This window comes from Pseudoalteromonas sp. SG45-3, from assembly GCF_014164075.1.
Taxonomy (GTDB): domain Bacteria; phylum Pseudomonadota; class Gammaproteobacteria; order Enterobacterales; family Alteromonadaceae; genus Pseudoalteromonas; species Pseudoalteromonas distincta.
Map to the genome: position 1 here is coordinate 96,811 of NZ_JACJEN010000013.1, position 12,461 is coordinate 109,271.

Here is a 12,461-nt window from a genome sequence, read left to right on the forward strand (position 1 = left end):
AAAATAAAAATAGACCTAAAAATGAACGCGTCTAAACAGCTACTTGCCTAGCTGTGTATAAAAAATGCGCATCAAACATATATTTAATCGTAAATAGCATGTAAATAACATTTTTTCACTGACATTGGCTTTTAAATATGGTTAAGATGCGATAACGAAGAAGTTTAAGCAAGAGCAAATAATAGAACCGCTCAGCTTAAGGAGAAATATATGTTTAAAAAGATTTTAGCGTCGGTAGGTATTGGTGCTGCAAAAGTAGATACTGTTTTAGAGACTGAACACCTACAACCTGGTCAGCTTTTTAACGCACAAATAGTCATTACCGCAGGTGATGTTAGCCAAGATATTGCAGGCTTAGATTTATTACTTATGACCCGTGTTAAAGTGGCAGGTGATGATGGCGATTATTTCACCAATCATGTGATTGACCAATGGCGAATTACAGATATAGGTACAATTGAGCCGGGCGAAATTAAAAGTATCCCTTTTGAAGCACGTCTTCATTCTGAAACACCTATTACAGAAATTAATGCAGGTTACAATCAATCTCATGTGTGGCTTGAAACAGGTTTAGATATTGATTTAGCACTTGATCCGAGCGATAAAGACCATTTACATATTTACCCTAATGAAGCTGTTAAAACGTGCATGCAGGCGATGGAAAAGCTAGGTTTTAGCTTAATGAAGGCTGATGTAGAAAAAGGCCATTTGCGCGCTTCAACATTTCAATCGTTATCGGGTTGTTATCAGGAACTTGAATATAAGCCAAATAGCCGTAGTTTATTTGGCATTCAAGAGATCGAGTTGTCATTTGTACCAGAGGCACATAAAACACATGTGCTCATAGAGCTAGACAGGGCCTTTAGAGGCGATGGTTATGTAGATTTAACCATAGAGCATGACCACGTGAATTTATCGCAGTTGTGCGACCAACTAGAGCGCTTATTTGCTTAATATAAACTAACAAGTGAATAATTTTATTAAACCCGGCCTAGGCTGGGTTTATTGTTTATAGGATTTAAAATGCAATTTAAATGTGAGCAGTTTAATGCTTTAGATGCGCATACTCTTTTTACTATTATGCGAGGACGTGTAGACGTATTTGTTGTAGAGCAGGCGTGCCCTTACCCTGAACTTGATGATGTAGATATTGATTTAAATACACAGCATTTATATACACTAGACAATGGGCGGCTACACACTTATGCCCGATGCTATGAAAAAAATGAGCAATACAGCGCAATAGGGCGCGTGCTGGTAAGTAAAAGTGCGCGTGGCAAAGGCGACGCCACTGTACTTGTAAGTAAAGCTATAGAATGCTGTAAAGAGCGGTGGCCTGAACGAGATATTTATATTGGCGCACAAACCTACTTACTTGATTTTTACCGCTCCTTTGGCTTTGAAGATTACAAAAGTGAATATCTAGAAGACGGTATACCTCATCAAGATATGATTTTAAAACTCACTCAATAAATCCAATTTAAGCAGCTATAAAAAAGCCCACTAATGTGGGCTATTTTATTTAAAACTATTTTAAGGCTAAGGTATCATTTAGCTCAATAGTGAGTGTAAAAACACCATGCCAATAGCCAGTGGACATACAAACTTAGTATACCAAGGCCATATTTTCCAAAACAATGTATTGTGAACCTCTGGGTTACCCTCTTGAATTGCTTTTAGTAATGAGCCTCTATACCAAATCCAGCCTACAAATATACAACACATAAGACCAAGTAAAGGCTGAGCTACTTTTGTAGTGAGAGTGATTACTAAGCCAAATAAGCTGCTAAGGTTACACACAATTGTAATGCTAACGACAGCGATTAGCGCCCCAATTAACCACGTTGCTTGAACGCGTTTCATCCCAAAGCGCTCTACGGTGTATGATACTGGCGCCTCTAACATTGAAATAGATGATGTTAAAGCGGCAATACTCATTAACGCAAAAAATGAAAAACCCACAAATAAGCCAACTTCGCCCATTCCATCAAATAAAGCGGGGAGTACCTGAAACACTAATGTATCTTCAGAGAGTAGCTTACCCGTTGTGGCCGAGAATATTTCAACGCCTTGAGCTTGTGCTACGTACATAGCCGGAATAATCAGTAAACCTGCAACAAAGGCTATAAATACATCAATAAGGGTCACATAGGCACCTAAAGAAACAAGATTTTCTTTTTTACTAATGTACGAGCCGTAAATAATCATTACGCTAGTGCCAAGCGATAAAGAGAAGAAAGCTTGCCCTAATGCACTTACTAATAGTTTTGCGTCAAAAATAGATGAAAAGTCAGGAACTAAGTAGGCTTTTAAGCCTTCCATAGCACCATCTTGCGTCATCACATAAGCAATAAGTGCAAATAAAATGCCTAAAAGTGCAGGCATTAAACGCTTAGACCACTTCTCAATACCGTTTTCAACGCCTCTACTTATAATAGCGACAGTTAGTACGATAAAGATCATAGTGAATATAATATTTCGAGTAAGTGATTGCTCGCTTAACCATGTAGATGCTGTGTTGGCACCAACTAAAGTGGCTATAGGTTCAGCTGTGGCGCTGAGCATCCAACCGGCAACAATGGCGTAAAAGCTTAGTATAAAGCCAGCGCATAAAATACCGCCAAAACCAACAGCAAAGGCAAAGTGTTTTTGCCATGGCTTATTAGATATTTTTTGAAGTGATGACACTGCGTTTGCTTGGCCATGACGTCCAATCATAAGTTCAGCCATTAAAGCGGGGTAGGCTAAAAAGAACGCAAGCACTAAATATGCGACTAAAAATGCAGCACCGCCATTACTTGCTGTTTGTGTAGGGAATCCCCAAATATTGCCCAAACCAACGGCAGAACCCGCGGCGGCCATAATAAAACCAAAGCGAGAGCTAAACTCGCCTCTAACTGCGCTCATATTATTGTACTTCTCTATTGTGTGACGGCGGTGACAATCTACTGGAAATGTAAAAAAATAAAAAGTGCTTATTTGCTGATCTAGCACAAATTAATAAGTAAAGTGTATGTTATAACCATCGATTTTAATTGTTGTTATTAAGTCGTTTAAAATAACGAGTTGATTTTGTTTAATAATTGTTAATTACAGTCTGTAACTATTGCTTTACGGATTATGGTGCTGTGCAATAGTGAGAGTAAAGCACGCACCACCTAACTGGGTGCTTTTACTTACTTTAACGCTGCCATGATGCCAATCAGCTACTTTGGTAACAATGGCTAAGCCAAGGCCATAACTCTTATCGGCTCTGTTACGGTGATCTTCCTCTCTAAAAAATGGGCTAAATACATTACTAAAGTTCTCTTGTGCGATACCTGGGCCGTCATCTTCTACCGTTATTATAAGCTGTTGCTCGTGTAACTTTGCACTGAGGTAAATATGTTGGTTTGCAAAATCACATGCGTTAGTTAATAAGTTAGTAATTGCACGGGCCAGCCAGTGAAGATCTGCATTTATTATTTTATCTGTACTATTGAGTTGTACGTTGAGCATTTGCATTTCAAGTTTTGGTGCAAGTTGAACTAAAATATCTTCAAGGTAGGATTTAATATTGGTTGATGAATAGGTTAGTTTATTCGCGTTTTGCTCTAATGTAGCAAATGCTAAATAGCTACTAAGCATCGATTCCATATGATCTAAATCGTTCTCCATACGGGTTAAATACTGTTTTACTTTTTGCTCATCATGGCTATCTAATGCCGCATCTAAACCAAATCGCAGGCACGCGATAGGGGTGCGGATGTCGTGAGACAAGCTCGAGGCCATTAGTTTGTTTTCGGCGACGAGTTTCTCTATTTGGCTAGCCATGCGGTTAAAAGTAAGTTCCACATCTTTTATATAGGTAAAGTGCGATACCTTTATTCGGGCTTGAACATTACCAGAGGCAAACTTTTTAGCGGCTTCATTTAAGACAGTTAGTCGTTTAGCTAAGGGCGCGATAATAAACCCCATAAATACACATAGGCCTGCGTAAAATAGTAGAGTTAATATAATGTCGTTATGCTGCTCGCTATCAAAAATTTTATCTAAGCGCATTGATAAGTGAAAAGGATTTAAAACGTCGCTACTATAAAGCATATAAAAGCCTTGCTGATCCTCTAAAATCAGCCCACCTGGCGTGTGCATTTGTAATAATAAAGAAGGTGGTAAGGCGAGTGACTCATTTGGCTTGTAGTCAATTAAAACATCAAACTCTCGGGCTAGTTGTTTTACATAATCGCTGCGCTCAGATGTAGGTATGTTAGCTAACTGCTTATTAAAACCCATGATCATTTTACTTTGCTGACTAAATTCATCTTGTGGGGTATGCGCTTGTTGACTAAAAGCATCAATAAGCCAGCCCAATACCACAATAGATAAAAGTGCACTGCCTAGAAGCGATATATAAAACTTTTTCATTTATTTATTCATCGCTCTATTACCACGCGGTAGAAACAAGTAAATATCCACGGCCCCAAATAGTTTTAATTTTTTCGGGGTTTTGTGGATCATCATTAAATTTTTTACGAAGTGCAGAAATAAGTACATCAACACTTCTATCAAGCCCGTCGTACTCTCTACCTTTCGTCGCTTTAAATACGGCATCGCGTGAGACAACTTGACCTGCATTGCTTGCAAGGTAGTGTAATAATAGATATTCGGCGCTTGATATGTTTATATCTTGCTCGTTAAGGGTCACATTTCTAGATTCGGTATTAATACTAAGTGCACCAACTTGAATAATGCTTTGGCTAACCTGTGGCTTATTTGGCTCATTGTTTTGACGCAGTGCTGCTTTTATTCGCGCTAGTAATGCACGCGGACGCACCGGTTTCATTATGTAGTCGCTTGCGCCAACTTCTAAACCAATAACTTCATCCATCTCTTCATCGCGTGCGGTGAGCATTATAATAGGCGAATTATAAAAGCTACGAAGCTCTCTACATACGCTAATACCATCTTGCCCCGGGAGCATAATATCAAGGAGCACAATATTTGGGTTTAACGTTTTGACCTTGCTAACAACTTCGTCACCACGATGACAAACATGCGTTGTATAGCCTTGCTCTGTTAAATATTCAGCAACCCATTGCGCTAGTGATGCATCGTCTTCAACAAGTAAAATAGTGCCGTAGTTATCCATAAAATATCCCTAATACGATTGGTATTAAAATAGTCGCCAGCGGCGTTTTTTTTGTCTGTTTTGATAAACCCATTGTAGTTTTACTTCTGCTGTACTGATGACTTTGGATGTATTGCTATCAAATAGTTCAAATGAAATGCTTTGCTGTGAGTCAAAAGCATAATTTAAAGTACCACTTTGTTGCTTTAGCCAACATTGCATAATGTACTTTGAAGTTGCATCGCGTAGGCAGTAATTACCAATGATAGGCTGCTCCCACGTAAGTGTAACATCGGCATAGCAATTACGCCCTTCGCGCAGTGCAACGCAAGTGTCGGGTAGTGCTATGAGTGCTTCAGGGGGGTCCTGCGCTTTAACAGTAAAGGTACTGGGAAAGATCAGTAATACCCAGATCCATCTAAAATACATAACGTAGGCCTACCTTGGCTTTATGTTGATATCCTTGGGAAATAATTGGACTGTCGTCAATTTCTTTTGAAAACCATGTAGTAAGCCAACCGGATAAAAACACCCAATCTTGGCTTATTGGATATTCAGCATGGAACTCAAAGATGATACTAGTACTGGCATTGCTGCTATAAATCGGGCGAAGGCTGGTGGCTTCATCGCTATCAATGCCAAAGTAATAATTTGTAAAGTCAGCAGAGTAGGCGCTTAAACCAACACCAGATCTAAACTCCCAGTTTCGCCATGGCAAAATGTGGGTAAAAAAGCTATTTATAACCCAGCCATTATGGGCACCAGATACGTCATGAAGGTATTCAAAGGAGAATTGTGAATTTTCAAATCGGCGCGAGAGCCTAAGACCAACATCAAAATCGTAATTACGTTTTTTAATACCTTGGAGTTCTTTTATAACACCCTGGTTATAAAACCCGAGGCCTTTTTCGTCAAACCCGGCTTGAGTATTTGTGCCAAGTATATCTAAGCCCCAATCAAATTTATCTATAAGGCTGTAACCAATTACAAGACCACCGCTGAGTTGATTGTGATCAAAATCAAGATAAAATTTATCGTAAGAAACAGCAAGACTTAAATCAAGCTCAACGCCTTTATCGTAAGATTCGATACCGATTAGGTAAGAATCTTCAATATAAAAGCCCGCACCTGCACTCCAATCCCACGCAAAGCCTTGGGTTGGTTCTAACGTATTGTCTGCATAATAGCGATTACTTGCCATACTTGTGGTGCTAAAAATAAAGCAAAAAAGCAATGTTATGCTAACTAAAGTATGGTTAAGCAAAGTGTTTTTCATCCCTATGGGGCCTAATTATTATTTGTTATTAAGCGTAGTATATTGTTAATTCGTTCCTTTAATCTGTAAAAAAATGTAGTAAGTGTTAGGTCTGTTGAACTTTCAAGGTTAAATTTTCAGCAGCCTGTTTGGTATTTAGGCAAGGCAGAGCCTATGCAGTGTGGCTATTCCCCATAAATGGGCGATAACGTAGCATTAATGCCAAACAGGCGCTGCCCAAAGTGTTTTTCCTAAGGGCTATTTACGCTTTGTTGCTCGGTTTTTACTTATTATTACATGGATGTAAGCCATTAGAATAACGCAGGAGCAGTTATCGAGCCCACTAGGTTACAAACCTAACGCCGCGATTAAATAGCCCCTAGTTTGAACAAATTTTAATTCGTAAAGATCAACAGACCCTAATTTACTGAACTTTAATTTTATCGATTAATATACTGCTTAAGTAAAACTGCATCATAGGCGTTAATGCGCTTACTTCTGTTCTGTTACATGGACCACTAAGCTTGGCAAGGCTAGATAACTTTGACAACGTTTTGTACTGAGGAATTTGAATGTCTTTTCCAAGTCTTTCCATGCGGGCTTCATCAGTATTTTGCTGATGGACAAAAGCGACAACCTCAAGCTCATTAGTTATTTTTTGCTCTTCGGTGAAACTATAAACTAGTGGCTCACGATGAAAACTTGCACTATCAATAGAAGATTTAGCAAACCAAACAACATCACCTGATGCTTTGTGTGTGAGGCGCATACTTACTTGTGCAAATATTGCAGCGCATTCCTGAGTTGGGTATTGCTGAGCAATATCTGAATATAATGTAAAAGGGTTCTCAGGTTGCTTTATTGCGTACTTAACATCGTCAGTGAAAGTTAAATCAAGTTGCTGAATAGTTAGTGTGTAGTCGCTGTTATTTTTAGTGGTTACTTTTAGTTGTTTATCGTTAAGTGCTTGGCTAATTTGCGATAAAAGTTTATCGGTTACACTTGCCTTATCGGTAATAATTTTTACAGTTTGGTTTCTAACTACCTTATGTGCAGGAAGTTGAACGGATTTAACTTTTGGGGATGAGTGTTCTGTGGTGTACTCAAGCTGGTAGGTCTGACTTTTTAATGTTGGCTTTAATGGCATAGCCAGTGGCTCGGCCGGCTGCTTTGTAAGAGTACAACCAGTTGATAATATAACAAAAAGTGACACAACTAAAAAACGCATAAGTACTAAACACTCACTAAAAACCAAATAATCGTCGTATTGTACGTTAGTCCAAACAAAACTTCATGATATTATCTACATAGATGTAGTTAAAAAGATAAAATTTATAAAAATGAAGTATCTCAAATCTTTATTGTATAGCCTACCTGCTTTGTGTTTGTTGTTTAGCTCTGTGAGTTATGCAGCAAAAGCAGATCCTGATTGGGATGCATTTGTAAAAAAGTACGGCCGTTATACGCAAAAAAAACTGAAAAATAAAGGTATACCAGGCGCTGCACTTTCGATTGTAAGTACAAATAACTCAGACTACATACATACTATGGGTGTAACTAAAACCCGAAATGGACAAAAAGTAAATAAGCATACCCGGTTTAGGCTCGCGTCTGTTTCTAAAACATTTGCAGGCTCGTTATCTGCTAAATTAGCCAATGAGGGTTTACTTAAATTAGATAAAGCTGTTAGCGATTACATAACTGAGTTCAAAGGGACTGTTTATCAAGATGATTTAAAGGTATTTCACCTTCTAAGTCATGCAAGTGGTTTAGTGCCTAATGCGTACGATAATTTGATAGAGTCTCGTATGGATTACCCCAGTATTGTTGAAAAATTACTTAGTGTTAAACCTATTTGCAAACCAGGCGAATGTTATGGTTATCAAAATGTTATGTTTAGCCTTATAGGTAATGTGATATTACAAAGCAGCGGTAAAAGTTACGCGCAGTGGTTACGAGAAACTATTTTTGCGCCTTTAAAAATGAGTGATGCCAGCTTAGGTTTTGAATCTATGGTTCAGGATGAAAATTACGCATTACCACACGTGCGCGGTACAAAACGTTGGTATAGCGCTAAGCTTAAAAAAAATTATTATAAAGTGGGACCTGCAGCGGGTGTAAACGCAAGTGCAAGTGACATGGCCATTTGGTTAAAAGCCCAGCTAGGGCAATACCCTGATGTTTTGTCATTGGATACTCTAGCAAAGCAAACGCGTCCTTATACACATACAAAAAAAGAAATGCATCGCAGGGTGTGGAAAAAACACCTTAATGAGGCTTATTACGGACTAGGTTGGCGGGTTTATAATTATGCTGATGAAACGCTTTACTATCATAGTGGCTGGGTGCAAGGATATCGAAGCGATGTGGTTGTGTTTCCCCAATTAAATGTTGGTTTTAGTTTAATCGTTAATGCTGAAACCGGTGTAATAAATGAATTAACGACTGAATTTATCGACAGGCTATTAGAATACAAACGAGGTAAAAAAATATGAATAAAATAATATTAGCAATCACTTTTTTAGCCTTGTCATTTAATTGTAGTTTGGCATTTGCCGCACCTGACGAGGTATATTTGTTTCGTCATAGCGAAAAGTTAACGGGGAAAAACCCAGCGCTCTCAGAAGAGGGGAAGGCACGTGCAAATAATTTAGTTACTTTGTTTAAAGAACATCAAAATATACATCTTTTTAGCAGCAACTATAAACGCACGTTGCAAACAGCCGCACCTTTGCAGGCACATTTTAATACCAAATTAAATGTGTATAACGCAGGTGAGCTAGGTGATTTAAAAAATGAGTTACTCAAACTAAAGGGTGTAGTTGTTGTTATTGGGCACAGTAATACGACGCCGCAACTGGCTGAACTACTCTCCAATGAAAAAGTGCCAGCTATGAGTGAGACACAATTTACTCAGTATTTTATATTGCATAATAAGCCCAGAAGTAATGGCACTGATTATGATGTAACGCACCATACAATGAGCTTTTAAATTAAAAAGTGTTAGGTAACAAAAAACCAGCATTAAGCTGGTTTTTTAATTTAAACGTACTAAATCCTTTAAATAGGATTAATTAATTACGTGGTAAATGTATTTTTTTCTCAACACTTTGACGATAAAGCACAATAGTGTGACCTATCGTTTGTAGCTTAGTCGCACCAGTTTCACGTACGATTGCTTCAAAAATAAGTGCTTTTGTTTCACGATCATCAGTTGGAACTTTAACTTTGATTAATTCGTGAATTTCTAATGCACTTTGAATTTCGACTACTACGCCTTCGGTTAAACCGTTAGAACCTAGTAAAACTACAGGCTTGAGGCTATGTGCCTGACCTTTTAAAAACTGCTTTTGTTTGTTTGATAATGTCATGTTTATACAAATTTTGCTGAATATGGCTTGAATTAAGGGTATTCTAACGCCATCTAGAGAATATTACTAATTAGTTGCGTGTTAATTTATGACAAATAAAAAACAGTCAGCCAGTTCACAGCGATGGCTGAAAGAACATTTTGATGATAAATATGTTCAAGAAGCGCAAAAAAAAGGCTGGCGTTCACGAGCGGTTTTTAAATTAGATGAAGTACAAAATAGAGATAAGTTACTTCGCCCTGGTATGACCGTTGTTGATTTAGGAGCAGCTCCAGGAAGCTGGTCACAGTATTTGGCAGAAAAAGTAGGTGACAAAGGTCAAGTAATTGCCTGTGACATATTACCTATGGACTCACTTGCGGGTGTTGACTTTTTACAAGGTGACTTTCGTGAAGAAGCTGTGTTAAATGCGTTGCTAAAACGTATTGATGGTAAAAATGTTGATGTGGTACTCTCTGACATGGCACCAAATATGAGTGGTAATAACTCAGTAGATCAAGCGGGTAGTATGTATTTGGTAGAACTTGCGCTGGATATGTGTAGTCAAGTACTAAAGAAAAATGGCGCATTTATTGTTAAGGTTTTCCAAGGTGAAGGCTTTGATCAATACTTGCAAGATGTACGTAATAGTTTTAAAGCAGTGAAAATACGCAAACCTGATGCCTCACGTGCCCGTTCTCGGGAAGTATATATAGTAGCGACTGGATACAAACTGTAGTACAGTTGCTTGGCGTTTAGTTGAATTTAAATTAATTGGATACAAGAGGTTAACCCCTTGAGCGATATGGCGAAAAATTTAATACTATGGCTGGTGATTGCAGTTGTGCTGATGTCAGTCTTTCAGAGCTTTAATGGTGGCGAGCAAGTTGATCGTCAAACAAGTTACACTCAATTTGTTAAAGATGTCCGCAGTGGCTCTTTACAAGAAGTTATTATCGACCGCGGTACAGGAAATATTACTGGTACTAAGAGCAGTGGTGAACGTTTTCAAACAACGATGCCAATGTACGATGAAGACTTAATAAATGATTTACTTAAAAATGATGTAAATGTGAAGGGTGTACAACCTGAAGAGCAATCATTCTTAGCAAGTATATTTATTTCTTGGTTCCCGATGATACTGCTTATTGGTGTATGGATATTCTTCATGCGTCAAATGCAAGGCGGCGGCGGTAAAGGCGCTATGTCATTTGGTAAGAGTAAAGCTCGTTTAATGAGCGAAGATCAAATTAAAACAACGTTTGCAGATGTTGCTGGTTGTGATGAAGCGAAAGAAGATGTTACCGAATTGGTAGACTTTTTACGTGACCCTTCTAAGTTTCAAAAGCTTGGCGGTAGTATTCCTAAAGGCGTACTAATGGTTGGTCCTCCTGGTACTGGTAAAACGTTACTTGCAAAGGCTGTTGCGGGTGAAGCGAAAGTACCGTTTTTTACAATTTCTGGTTCAGATTTTGTTGAAATGTTTGTCGGTGTGGGTGCGTCACGTGTACGTGATATGTTTGAACAAGCTAAAAAAGCGGCACCTTGTATTATCTTTATAGATGAGATTGATGCGGTTGGTCGTAAACGTGGCGCAGGTATGGGCGGCGGTAACGATGAACGTGAGCAAACACTCAACCAAATGCTAGTAGAAATGGATGGTTTTGGTGGTAACGAAGGTATTATCGTTATCGCGGCAACTAACCGACCAGATGTTCTAGATCCTGCATTACTTCGTCCAGGTCGTTTTGACCGCCAAGTAGAAGTTGGTTTACCTGATATCCGTGGTCGTGAGCAAATACTTAAAGTACACATGCGTAAAGTGCCATTAGGCGATAACGTAGAGGCGGCTCTTATAGCGCGTGGAACACCAGGTTTTTCTGGCGCTGATTTAGCGAACTTAGTAAACGAAGCTGCACTTTATGCTGCACGTGGTAATAAACGTGTTGTAAGTATGGCTGAATTTGATGCTGCTAAAGATAAAATCATGATGGGCGCAGAGCGCAAAACCATGGTGATGAGCGAGCAAGAAAAAGAAATGACAGCATATCACGAAGCAGGCCACGCAATTGTGGGCCGTATGGTTCCTGAACATGATCCAGTTTACAAAGTATCTATTATTCCACGTGGCCGTGCGCTAGGTGTAACAATGTACTTGCCTGAACAAGACCGTGTTAGTCATTCAAAAGAGCTTTTAGAATCAATGATTTCAAGCCTTTATGGTGGCCGTATTGCTGAAGCGCTTATTTATGGTGCTGACAAAGTAACAACGGGTGCAAGTAACGATATTGAGCGCGCAACTGATATTGCACGTAAAATGGTTACACATTGGGGTTTAAGTGAAAAGCTAGGTCCATTGCTTTACGCTGAAGATCAAAACGAGATGTATATGGGTGGTGGCGGAAGCCGTGCATCTAGTATGTCGGATGATACTGCTAAAGTAATTGATGCTGAAGTACGCTTGTTTTCAGATCGTAACTACCAAAGAGCAGAAGAAATATTAAAAGAAAATATTGATATTCTTCACTCAATGAAAGACGCGTTAATGAAATACGAAACAATAGACGCTAAGCAAATTGATGATTTAATGGCGCGCCAACCAGTGCGTGAGCCGCGCGATGCTCATGACCGCCATGAAGCTAAGCCGGTAAAAGAGCAAGAGCCTCAAGAGCCAGTGCTTGATGAAAGTCAAAAAGCGGATGATTCATCGAAAAAAGATGAAACAAACCTTGATGACAAAGCTGAATAA

The 12,461-nt window shown here is 38.9% G+C and carries 13 protein-coding genes; 6 read left to right on the top strand and 7 right to left on the bottom strand.

Annotated elements, in window-relative coordinates; translation table 11 throughout:
• The first annotated feature begins 210 nt into the window (after window positions 1-210).
• Window positions 211-954: a sporulation protein gene (locus H5126_RS14640; protein ID WP_182720956.1), complete on the top strand. Its 744-nt coding sequence runs from the start codon at window positions 211-213 to the stop codon at window positions 952-954.
• A gap of 69 nt (window positions 955-1,023) precedes the next feature.
• Window positions 1,024-1,473: a GNAT family N-acetyltransferase gene (locus H5126_RS14645; protein ID WP_004335742.1), complete on the top strand. Its 450-nt coding sequence runs from the start codon at window positions 1,024-1,026 to the stop codon at window positions 1,471-1,473.
• A 78-nt stretch (window positions 1,474-1,551) separates the two neighbouring features.
• Here H5126_RS14645 and H5126_RS14650 read toward each other — a convergent pair whose 3' ends face one another.
• The 6 genes from H5126_RS14650 to H5126_RS14675 all read right to left on the bottom strand — a co-directional run bounded on the left by H5126_RS14650 (window position 1,552) and on the right by H5126_RS14675 (window position 7,590).
• Window positions 1,552-2,907: a sodium-dependent transporter gene (locus H5126_RS14650; RefSeq protein WP_182720957.1), complete on the bottom strand. Its 1,356-nt coding sequence runs from the start codon at window positions 2,905-2,907 to the stop codon at window positions 1,552-1,554.
• Window positions 2,908-3,111: 204 nt separating this feature from the next.
• Window positions 3,112-4,404, bottom strand: a complete 1,293-nt coding sequence (locus H5126_RS14655) for a HAMP domain-containing sensor histidine kinase (RefSeq protein WP_182682682.1) — start codon at window positions 4,402-4,404, stop codon at window positions 3,112-3,114.
• Window positions 4,405-4,423: 19 nt separating this feature from the next.
• Window positions 4,424-5,128 carry a response regulator transcription factor gene (locus H5126_RS14660; RefSeq protein WP_004335749.1) on the bottom strand — a complete coding sequence of 235 codons (705 nt, stop codon included), beginning with the start codon at window positions 5,126-5,128 and terminating at the stop codon, window positions 4,424-4,426.
• Between the two features lie 24 nt (window positions 5,129-5,152).
• Window positions 5,153-5,536 carry a DUF3019 domain-containing protein gene (locus tag H5126_RS14665; RefSeq protein ID WP_182720958.1) on the bottom strand — a complete coding sequence of 128 codons (384 nt, stop codon included), beginning with the start codon at window positions 5,534-5,536 and terminating at the stop codon, window positions 5,153-5,155.
• Window positions 5,526-6,308 carry a MipA/OmpV family protein gene (locus H5126_RS14670; protein WP_259413663.1) on the bottom strand — a complete coding sequence of 261 codons (783 nt, stop codon included), beginning with the start codon at window positions 6,306-6,308 and terminating at the stop codon, window positions 5,526-5,528. Before H5126_RS14670 ends, H5126_RS14665 begins: the two co-directional genes overlap by 11 nt.
• Before the next feature lie 478 nt (window positions 6,309-6,786).
• A complete protein-coding gene (locus H5126_RS14675) occupies window positions 6,787-7,590 on the bottom strand; it encodes a hypothetical protein (protein WP_002963149.1) in 804 nt (267 codons plus the stop codon).
• 112 nt (window positions 7,591-7,702) lie between these two features.
• Here H5126_RS14675 and H5126_RS14680 point away from each other — a divergent pair, with 112 nt between their 5' ends.
• On the top strand, window positions 7,703-8,857 hold the full coding sequence (locus H5126_RS14680) for a serine hydrolase (protein ID WP_182695454.1): 1,155 nt from the start codon (window positions 7,703-7,705) through the stop codon (window positions 8,855-8,857).
• Window positions 8,854-9,354: a histidine phosphatase family protein gene (locus H5126_RS14685; protein ID WP_002963152.1), complete on the top strand. Its 501-nt coding sequence runs from the start codon at window positions 8,854-8,856 to the stop codon at window positions 9,352-9,354. Before H5126_RS14680 ends, H5126_RS14685 begins: the two co-directional genes overlap by 4 nt.
• Before the next feature lie 82 nt (window positions 9,355-9,436).
• On the opposite strand, the gene yhbY is transcribed toward H5126_RS14685, so the two are convergent.
• Complete coding sequence (gene yhbY / locus H5126_RS14690; RefSeq protein ID WP_002963153.1) at window positions 9,437-9,733, bottom strand: ribosome assembly RNA-binding protein YhbY; 297 nt, start codon at window positions 9,731-9,733, stop codon at window positions 9,437-9,439.
• An 88-nt stretch (window positions 9,734-9,821) separates the two neighbouring features.
• Between yhbY and rlmE the strand changes: the two genes are divergently transcribed.
• Together rlmE and ftsH are read left to right on the top strand one after the other, a co-directional pair.
• Window positions 9,822-10,451, top strand: a complete 630-nt coding sequence (rlmE, locus tag H5126_RS14695; protein ID WP_002963155.1) for a 23S rRNA (uridine(2552)-2'-O)-methyltransferase RlmE — start codon at window positions 9,822-9,824, stop codon at window positions 10,449-10,451.
• Window positions 10,452-10,517: 66 nt separating this feature from the next.
• The gene (gene ftsH / locus H5126_RS14700; RefSeq protein ID WP_039485975.1) at window positions 10,518-12,461 is read left to right on the top strand and encodes an ATP-dependent zinc metalloprotease FtsH; all 1,944 of its coding nucleotides are present in this window, start codon (window positions 10,518-10,520) and stop codon (window positions 12,459-12,461) included.

Bases quoted from the DNA above. Each gene is read 5' to 3' on its own strand.
- H5126_RS14640 (WP_182720956.1), top strand. From the start codon at position 211: ATGTTTAAAAAGATTTTAGCGTCGGTAGGTATTGGTGCTGCAAAAGTA.
- H5126_RS14645 (WP_004335742.1), top strand. From the start codon at position 1,024: ATGCAATTTAAATGTGAGCAGTTTAATGCTTTAGATGCGCATACTCTT.
- H5126_RS14650 (WP_182720957.1), bottom strand. From the start codon at position 2,907: ATGAGCGCAGTTAGAGGCGAGTTTAGCTCTCGCTTTGGTTTTATTATG.
- H5126_RS14655 (WP_182682682.1), bottom strand. From the start codon at position 4,404: ATGAAAAAGTTTTATATATCGCTTCTAGGCAGTGCACTTTTATCTATT.
- H5126_RS14660 (WP_004335749.1), bottom strand. From the start codon at position 5,128: ATGGATAACTACGGCACTATTTTACTTGTTGAAGACGATGCATCACTA.
- H5126_RS14665 (WP_182720958.1), bottom strand. From the start codon at position 5,536: ATGTATTTTAGATGGATCTGGGTATTACTGATCTTTCCCAGTACCTTT.
- H5126_RS14670 (WP_259413663.1), bottom strand. From the start codon at position 6,308: ATGGCAAGTAATCGCTATTATGCAGACAATACGTTAGAACCAACCCAA.
- H5126_RS14675 (WP_002963149.1), bottom strand. From the start codon at position 7,590: ATGCGTTTTTTAGTTGTGTCACTTTTTGTTATATTATCAACTGGTTGT.
- H5126_RS14680 (WP_182695454.1), top strand. From the start codon at position 7,703: ATGAAGTATCTCAAATCTTTATTGTATAGCCTACCTGCTTTGTGTTTG.
- H5126_RS14685 (WP_002963152.1), top strand. From the start codon at position 8,854: ATGAATAAAATAATATTAGCAATCACTTTTTTAGCCTTGTCATTTAAT.
- yhbY (WP_002963153.1), bottom strand. From the start codon at position 9,733: ATGACATTATCAAACAAACAAAAGCAGTTTTTAAAAGGTCAGGCACAT.
- rlmE (WP_002963155.1), top strand. From the start codon at position 9,822: ATGACAAATAAAAAACAGTCAGCCAGTTCACAGCGATGGCTGAAAGAA.
- ftsH (WP_039485975.1), top strand. From the start codon at position 10,518: ATGGCGAAAAATTTAATACTATGGCTGGTGATTGCAGTTGTGCTGATG.